General features: G+C 55.5%; 11 protein-coding genes. 3 read left to right on the top strand and 8 right to left on the bottom strand.

Annotated elements, in window-relative coordinates:
* Positions 1-55 precede the first annotated feature (55 nt).
* Complete coding sequence (locus H4J77_RS12770) at positions 56-442, top strand: response regulator transcription factor (RefSeq protein WP_182248680.1); 387 nt, start codon at positions 56-58, stop codon at positions 440-442.
* A gap of 22 nt (positions 443-464) precedes the next feature.
* On the opposite strand, the gene H4J77_RS12765 is transcribed toward H4J77_RS12770, so the two are convergent.
* The 6 genes from H4J77_RS12765 to folM form a co-directional block, all read right to left on the bottom strand.
* Entirely contained in the window at positions 465-959 is a 495-nt protein-coding gene (locus tag H4J77_RS12765; RefSeq protein ID WP_182248678.1) for an RDD family protein, read from the bottom strand.
* A 26-nt stretch (positions 960-985) separates the two neighbouring features.
* A complete protein-coding gene (locus H4J77_RS12760; protein ID WP_182248676.1) occupies positions 986-1321 on the bottom strand; it encodes a HopJ type III effector protein in 336 nt (111 codons plus the stop codon).
* Positions 1318-1620 carry a DUF1244 domain-containing protein gene (locus H4J77_RS12755; protein WP_123889134.1) on the bottom strand — a complete coding sequence of 101 codons (303 nt, stop codon included), beginning with the start codon at positions 1618-1620 and terminating at the stop codon, positions 1318-1320. The genes H4J77_RS12760 and H4J77_RS12755 overlap by 4 nt, the downstream gene beginning before the upstream one ends.
* A gap of 111 nt (positions 1621-1731) precedes the next feature.
* On the bottom strand, positions 1732-2106 hold the full coding sequence (gene folX / locus H4J77_RS12750) for a dihydroneopterin triphosphate 2'-epimerase (RefSeq protein WP_123889135.1): 375 nt from the start codon (positions 2104-2106) through the stop codon (positions 1732-1734).
* A gap of 1 nt (position 2107) precedes the next feature.
* Complete coding sequence (gene folE / locus H4J77_RS12745; RefSeq protein WP_182248688.1) at positions 2108-2668, bottom strand: GTP cyclohydrolase I FolE; 561 nt, start codon at positions 2666-2668, stop codon at positions 2108-2110.
* A gap of 17 nt (positions 2669-2685) precedes the next feature.
* Positions 2686-3387: a dihydromonapterin reductase gene (folM, locus tag H4J77_RS12740; protein WP_182248673.1), complete on the bottom strand. Its 702-nt coding sequence runs from the start codon at positions 3385-3387 to the stop codon at positions 2686-2688.
* Positions 3388-3643: 256 nt separating this feature from the next.
* Between folM and H4J77_RS12735 the strand changes: the two genes are divergently transcribed.
* Positions 3644-4588 (top strand): MerR family transcriptional regulator, encoded by a 945-nt coding sequence (locus H4J77_RS12735; protein ID WP_123889137.1) that lies wholly within the window; start codon positions 3644-3646, stop codon positions 4586-4588.
* Between the two features lie 32 nt (positions 4589-4620).
* Here H4J77_RS12735 and H4J77_RS12730 read toward each other — a convergent pair whose 3' ends face one another.
* Positions 4621-5055, bottom strand: a complete 435-nt coding sequence (locus tag H4J77_RS12730) for a PAS domain-containing protein (protein WP_123889138.1) — start codon at positions 5053-5055, stop codon at positions 4621-4623.
* A gap of 134 nt (positions 5056-5189) precedes the next feature.
* Here H4J77_RS12730 and H4J77_RS12725 point away from each other — a divergent pair, with 134 nt between their 5' ends.
* Positions 5190-5642: a flavodoxin domain-containing protein gene (locus tag H4J77_RS12725; RefSeq protein ID WP_123889139.1), complete on the top strand. Its 453-nt coding sequence runs from the start codon at positions 5190-5192 to the stop codon at positions 5640-5642.
* Here the strand turns inward: H4J77_RS12725 and H4J77_RS12720 are convergent, their stop codons facing one another.
* Positions 5643-6362 carry a Crp/Fnr family transcriptional regulator gene (locus tag H4J77_RS12720; RefSeq protein ID WP_182248671.1) on the bottom strand — a complete coding sequence of 240 codons (720 nt, stop codon included), beginning with the start codon at positions 6360-6362 and terminating at the stop codon, positions 5643-5645.
* Between the last annotated feature and the right edge of the window lie 49 nt (positions 6363-6411).

Here is a 6411-nt window from a genome sequence, read left to right as displayed (position 1 = left end):
GGCCGTGTGTCCGGACAACAGGAATTGATCGATTATTGATCAGTCACGGCCGCCAATGAGCGGTAATGGCGGTAACCCGCACAGTCTGCGAGACTTGCTGGGGACCTATGAGAAATCCGGGCTAGAGGGGGTAGCCCATGGTGTGCCGCCGTTATCGCCGCAGATTGCACAACGTATGTTGGGCTTCTTTCAACAGGCTTCGGGAACCGGTAGCTGGCGCCCTGGGGGTTCTCCGGATGAGGAAGTGGCAAAACTCAGCGAACGCGAGCGTGAGTTTTTGCTGGTTATTGGTAACGGCTATAAAACGGCTGAGGCGGCCGATATGTTGGGTGTGAGTTATCACACGGCAACAAGTTACATTAAAAAAATTTACGCCAAGCTGGGGATCAGTAGTCGTGCGCAGGCCGTGCAGGAAGCCATACGCATGGGGTTGATGAGCTAAAAATAGTTACCGAGGTAATGCTTCACTTCTTGAAAGTACCCTTTGGCAGAACGACCAGTTGCGTATTGGACGCTATGTCGTGCCAGGTCCGAGACTGATTGTCCACGAGTTGCCAGAAAAATCCCAGGCCGGCACAGAGCCAGGAAAGCTGGCAAACCAACAGCCGGATTAATGCTTGCGTGCGGGTGATCGAGAGCCCGTTCGGTTGCTGCAGGCGGATACGCCAAGCCTGCATGCCCAGGGTTTGGCCTTTTTTAGTCCAGAACAGCAGGTAAAAACCGGTAGTCACGATGATGATGATCACGCTGAGCAGATGGTCACCAATAAAGCCACCCGCGTCTGCTTGCTGATGGGCTGTCGCCTCCCCGTATATGCCGATGTAGATGCCAAGGTAGGCAAAGGTCGCGACCATGAGTACGGCGAGTAATAACAGCAGGTCGTAACCCGCAGCCGCCAGCCGCCTGATCAAACCGCAAGACGGGAAGTCCCCTTTAGGGGACAGCTGTTTGACTGTCATGGAGTCTCCTGGTCGCGTGAACGCAGTTATCGCCGGGTCAGCGGCTGGCGGTTAAATGATACTGCGTTGAGGCCGCTATTCATGAAAGCGCGAATGTTGGCGTGATCGCTGCCGGTGGGGTTGTCCAGAACAGACCGGTAGTGCTCGGCAAAGCACTGCAGTGTCTGCAGATCAGTTAGCTGCAGGTCCTGCGCCGCTGCCAATACCTTGCAGGAGCCCTGGTTCTGGTCCTCTGTATTGTGTACGGCGCCGTTCGCAAATGCGCTGGGCTGATAGTGATAGTGTTGCTCGATAAAGCTGAGGGTATCCGCGAATTGGTGCTCTGGCTTGCCCAGGCGGGCGACAAACTGCTCGGGGGTCATGCTTTATCCTGTTTCTGCGCTCGTTCGAAGGCGGCTTGTTGCTGCGGGCTGGCTTCAGTCTGGTATTTGGCTTTCCAGTCAGCGTAGGGCATGCCATAGATGGCTTCACGTGCTTCATCCATGCTTAGCTCGATGTCCATATCGTCTGCTGCCCCCTTGTACCACTTGGACAGACAGTTGCGACAGAAGCCTGCGAGTGTCATCAGCTCGATGTTCTGCACATCCTTGCGGCTACGCAGATGACTGACCAGGTTACGGAAGGCTGCCGCTTCAAGTTCAAGACGTTCCTGTTGGGTCATCATCAACTCCGGTTTTCATCAGCTTATGTTGTTTATGTCAGCGCACCCTTGATGGCTGACAACCAGGTGCGCCAAGCATAAAACGCAATCAGCCAAAGTCAATCGGCCGCGTCAGTTGCGTTGTGCACTCAGAGTAATGGATACCGATTCAGCAAAACGCAGTGCGTGCGGCTTGTCTACTTCGACTTCCGCATAGTGCACTTGTTGGTGCTGCATCACTATGTCCAGCAGCTCTTGGGTCAGCCGCTCCAGCAGGGCAAAGCGGTTGCCCTCTACATGGGCAATGAGCGCTTTGGTGATGGTGCGATAGTTCAGCGCCTGAGTTATCTCGTTGACGGCGACAGCATCGTCGGCCGGGTAGAGTATGGTCACATTGATCAGGATGTCTTGCTGATTGTGGATTTCTTCATCCTTGATGCCAATGTAGGTGCGTAGACGCAGGTCCTTGATGCGGATGCGGGCCAGGCCCGGTGCCAGTATGCTCATCTCAGTTCCGACCAATCAGCTGCAGGAACTCCTGCCGGGTATTAACCGAGTTACGGAAGTCGCCCAGCATGACCGAGCTATGCATGGATGAATTCTGTTTTTCTACGCCGCGCATCATCATGCACATATGCTTGGCTTCGATGACCACTGCGACGCCGCGTGCATTGGTGACCTGCTGCAGTGCTTCGGCGATCTGTCGGGTCAGGTTTTCCTGGATCTGCAGTCGCCGCGCGAACATGTCGACGATGCGGGCCACTTTCGACAGGCCAATCACCTTGCCGGTGGGGATGTAGGCGACATGCGCCTTGCCGATAAAGGGCAGCATATGGTGCTCACACAGCGAGTAAAGCTCGATATCCTTGACGATGACCATCTCATCATTGTCAGACTGGAAGAGCGCGCCGTTGACGATCTCGTCCAGTGATTGGTTGTAGCCGTGGCAGAGAAACTGCATGGCTTTGGCCGCACGTTCAGGTGTGCCCTTGAGACCTTCGCGCTCGGGGTTTTCTCCCAGATTGGTCAGTACTTCCAGATAGTTCTGTGACAGCTTTTCCAGGCTCATAATGTCTTCTCGTCGGCTCATTTAAGATGCCGGCCGCCATTTAGCGACAGGCATGTTCCGGTTGTGTAGGGGTTGTCCAGCAGATAGCGAACCGACTGGTAAACCACCTCGGGGCCGGGCTCCATGCCCATTGCCGACTTGGCCAGTGCGCTGGCTCGATAGTCGGCATCATCGTCTTCATTGAACATGATCAAGGCCGGGTTGATGCAGTTGACCTTGATACGTGGGGCCAGTTGCGCGGCAAAGGAGCGCGATAGTCCCTCTAGTCCTGTTTTACTGGCGCAGTAAGCTATATGCTTGGCGCTACCCTTGCGGGTTACATCGTCGCTGATGTGAATGATGTCCCCGGTTGCATCGGCAGGGAACAGGTCTGCACACTGGCTATTGATCATGTAGGGGGCTTGCATGTGCACCATGAACATTTGCTGCAGTGCAGCATGACCTTCCTGGTCGCCCATCCAGATAGACGCATTGTGGATAATTGCGCGCAGGCTGACGGCCCGCTCATGCAGTTGATCAATCAGCCCCTGGATGCCTGCCGTGGTAGAAAAATCGGCGAGCAGTACTTCAACACCTTCCGGTAGTGCAGCGTCACGCTGCTCATCCAATGCTCGGCAGCTGATGATGACCCTGTGTCCATCTTCTACCAGGCGTTTGGCGCAATGCAGGCCGACCCGCTGCGCGGCACCCGTAATGAGTATACTTGTGGCTTGGCTCATAGCTCACTTGAGTCAGTAATAGGTGTATAGATGCGGTTGTTTTGATGGGCTGTACAAGATGGACAGCATCGTTCAACAGCGGTGTGAATTACTCATGTTAACACGCACAACCCGCTTGGCATCAGTCTATTGGTGATTACGTTGTAGTTGCTATCAGATCAGTGTGCCAGCGTTGCCGCAAAAAATCGTAATATTATGTACAATACTCGTACAACTGATCCGAGAGCCAAGGCGACCCGCCGCCCGTGACCATACAATGACTGATTATGCTTCTGGCCCACTTCTGGCCAACGATACGCTGTATCCCATACGTGAGGTATCTCGCTTGTCTGGCGTTAACTCGGTGACCTTGCGCGCATGGGAGCGGCGCTATGGGTTGTTAGTACCGCAGCGCACCGAGAGTGGTCACCGTCTCTACTCAATGCGTGATATTGAGCGGGTCAAGGCGATCGTCAGCTGGATTGGTCGAGGCGTTCCGGTCAGCAAGGTGGCTTCTATTATTGACCGGCAGACGCAGCCCTCGCTGAGCGCTGCAACAGCTGCGCACATAGAAGATCAGGCAGAGCAGTATGTGCTCGCAGCGCGCACCCGTTTGATGGATGCGGTTGCCAGTGGGGATGTGCTTGAGCTTGAACGAGCCTACTCCCTGTTATTTTCGCACTGGACGCTTACGCAGGTATGCAACGATGTGTTGCTGCCCGTGTGGCGGCAGTATCGTACCCGAGCTGGGCAGCCCGGCTCGACTGCGCAGTGGGCGCTGCTGGATGGATTTTTGCGCGGCCGTCTATTGCAGCGGATTGCTTTTGTCCGTCCCGACCGCCCCAGTGTCATGCTGGTTGGTTTGCAGCCACCCCAGGATGAAGTGGAAGTGCTGGTTGCGTCCCTGTTTCTGGCTGAGGCCGATCTGAATATCGCCTATCTGACGTCCTTGCCAGCGGCAGAAGATTTATTGATCATGACCCAGAGCGGGCGCTATCAGGGCTTGCTGCTATTCAGTGACCTGGCATTGGATAACAGCCTGTTGACCCGTCAGTTGCCGCGACTGAGTCAACAATTGGACTGTGCTGTAGCGGTGTTGGGGGCGTGCTGTGAATTACAGAGCACGGCTCTGGCTAAGGCGCAGATAAGTAGCCTGGGGCTGGTGCAAGGTACGCTAACCGAGCGAGTTCGCCAGTTGCTTGGCGGTTATCTTGCTAGTTGAAATGAAGGCAGGTCGGTTGATAGCGCCGGCTATCAACTTGGTGCTCCGCGTAATTCGTTTAGTTCCTTTTCAAGCGCGTCGGCTCTCTGTTGGGCTTCAATCTGGGCCGATACGTCTTTTTGAATGCCGATAAAGTAGGTCAATCGGTCGGCTTCATTGAACACCGGAGTGATCGACAGTTCGTTCCAGAACAGGCTGCCATCCTTACGGTAATTGCGCAGCACGGCGCGGCAAGGCTCACCTTTCACAATACCTTCGCGAATGATTCTTAAGCCCTCCTGGTCAAAATCACCGCGCTGCAAAAAACGGCAGTCCTGATAGAGGATTTCATCCGCGCTGTAACCGGTCAGCGCTTCAAATGCAGGGTTTACATAAATAAGAATGTTGTCGTCGCCTTCCTGTTCGGCGACTACGATGCCGTCGTTGGACGCGTTGACCACCAGCTGCAGTAATTTGGCATTGATCATGGTGTACACAGACTCCTTTATGCTTTTCGGCATTCTATAGCAGTGGGCAGGACTGTCCAGCTGCGCTGCGCCCCGCTGAGTGCTTTGCGGCATAATAGCGGGATTGATGAATCGAGTGAGAGGGGAGTGGAGTAATGCATCTGGTTATTCTTAGCGGCACTGTATTTGGTACGGCGGACCTGGTCGCGGATGAGGCGCAAGCCCTGTGTGAGGCTGCAGGGCTCAGGGTCAGTCGGTTGCGATTATTGAATCTGGACGCGCTGCTCGCGTTGCAGCCCGAGGCGTTACTGGTCTGCACCTCTACCACCGGCATGGGCGAGTTGCCTGAACCCTTGGTGCCGCTCTTTCATGAGATGCGCGACCGCTTTCCGTTGCTGACAGCCATGCCCTTTGGCGTGATCGCTCTTGGCGATGCTGCCTATGGCGATACCTTTTGCCAGGCTGGCGAGGAGTTTCGCGAGTTACTGCTGGAGCTGCAGGCCCGTGAGGTCGAGCCACTGTTGAGGCTGGACGCCAGCGAGACCGTGACGCCGGAAACCGACGCAGAGCCCTGGGTTGGGCGCTTTATAGCCGCATTAAAAGCCTGATCAGCCGGCATTGGCGGACAGCGGCGCACCACTGGCAAGTTGGGTCAGCCGCTCCTCATCCAGGATCAGGATCTGACCATACTGAATCTGCAGCCAGCCCAGGCTCTCCAGGCGTTTGAGTAACTTATTGATGCTCTGGCGCGAGCTGTTGAGCATCAACCCCAGTGATTCCTGTGAGAGCTGCACACAGGGACGCCCGCCCTCATCATCGGTCTGGCCGTAATTGTGCGCGTGCATGAGCAAGCGCTTGGCTAGGCGCGATGAAAGCGGCAGCAAAGCACTGTCTTCCAACATGGCGAAAGAGATACGGATGCGCCGGCACAGCAATTTCATGAATAAGGGATAGAGTTCCGGTCGGCGCTCCAGTATCTGTTGAAAGCCGACGCGCGGAATCATCAGCAGTTCGGTATTGCCGCTGGCGATGGTGTCGTGGGAGCGGGGTAGTCCATCAAACAGCGATATTTCGCCGAACCAGCTGCCGGGTGTCAATACGGCCAGCACTGCTTCGCGACCATCGGGGCCAATATTGCTGATACGCGCTGCGCCGCTGATAACGCCGTATAAACCGTCCGGCTGATCGTCCTTGGCATAGACAAATTCGCCGTCAGTCAGCGTACGCACTCTGGCCAGGGCCAGCATTTCATCCAGCACATCCTGCGGCAGTTCGCTGAACCAGCGATTCTTCTGCAGCAGCTTGGCCAGGCGATCAGTGTCCTGCATGCCAGACACTGTAAAGTGTTTGACAGTCCGCTTCGCCGTCACCGTCTAG

The sequence above is a fragment of the Pseudomonas sp. 5Ae-yellow genome, from assembly GCF_014077575.1.
Taxonomy (GTDB): domain Bacteria; phylum Pseudomonadota; class Gammaproteobacteria; order Pseudomonadales; family Pseudomonadaceae; genus Halopseudomonas; species Halopseudomonas neustonica.
Note: the sequence above shows the minus strand (reverse complement) of the source record. Positions and strands in the feature narration are given on the sequence as shown.